At 42.1% G+C, this 1087-nt stretch carries 1 protein-coding gene; it reads right to left on the bottom strand.

Annotation, left to right across the window (positions count from 1 at the left end; all coding sequences use genetic code 11):
- Positions 1–1032 (bottom strand): asparagine synthase C-terminal domain-containing protein (locus ABJF11_RS19905; RefSeq protein WP_348122008.1); only part of this gene is annotated, 1032 nt, incomplete at its 3' end.
- Positions 1033–1087 lie beyond the last annotated feature (55 nt).

The raw sequence follows: 1087 nt of genomic DNA, 5'->3' as shown, positions 1-1087 counted from the left end.
ATCCCTTCTTCCATTATCTCTCGATAGTCGAGCATCAAACCCCACTTTTCTTCTACTCAAAGTACCTATCAAACCTAATTTTCTACAAATATTCCTCAATGGTACTTTAGTCTCATTACTACTTAAGCGAAAATCCAACGGTTGGCGATACATATAACTCACTAATTCCTTCGTTACAAAAGGAACTCTGGCTTCCTTAGATGCCGCCATAGCTGAGAAGTCCATTCTTCGTAGTAAATTAGGCAAATGATACTGAAGAAAGAAATCCTCAACAAATTCAATAGTTGTCTTGTCCGAAGACAACGATTTCAGATAATCCATCAATCGTGGAGTAGCATTAACTTCAGAATATCCATAACGCTTTAGGAACCTCTGAACCGATAGTTCGGCGCACCCTGACGCCCAACGAAAAATACGGTCATATCCAAAAAACAATTCGTCAGCCCCTTCTCCAGTAAGGACCACCTTCTCATTGATATCCATTGCTTTACAGACTTCGTAGATCAGGCCTTCGTTGGGAAGGCTTAGTGGCTCCCCTCGCAGACGCGTTAAATATCTCCAGTTCTGCACGAGATTATTCGCAGTAGTACAGACCTCTTTCAGCGACTTTTTAGATTCTGCCGCAGACAACCTTGCTCCTTCAAACTCGTTGTTATCGACCAAGCCAACGCTATAACTTTTTTTTACGTCGCTCAATTTTGTTATAATTGCACTATCTATCCCGCCACTTAAAAGGCTTACCACAGGGACATCGCTCATTTCGTGCTTGCGCACTGAATCGATCAATAATCCTTCTAACTCTGATTCATCGAATTTTTCCATGGTTCTCTCCCAACTCCAATATGACCTGCACTTAAGATCAGACGTCATATAGTATCCGGGCAGAAGTTGGTAAATATTCTCAAAAAAACTATACCCCGGCACCGGACTTCTCAAGAGATGCCATTCCTGAATCGCATATTCAGAAGCTTTACAGGCAAAACATCTGGCAATAGGCGAAGCTTCGGAACAAATCAGTGTGCGCCCATTCATTGATGAATAAAATAACGGCTTGATTCCAAATGGGTCTCTCGCACAAATCCAGTGA

Source organism: Reichenbachiella sp., assembly GCF_039941815.1.
Taxonomy (GTDB): Bacteria; Bacteroidota; Bacteroidia; order Cytophagales; family Cyclobacteriaceae; genus Reichenbachiella.
The sequence above is the reverse complement of the archived record's forward strand: the minus strand, read 5'-3'. Positions and strand labels throughout refer to the sequence as shown.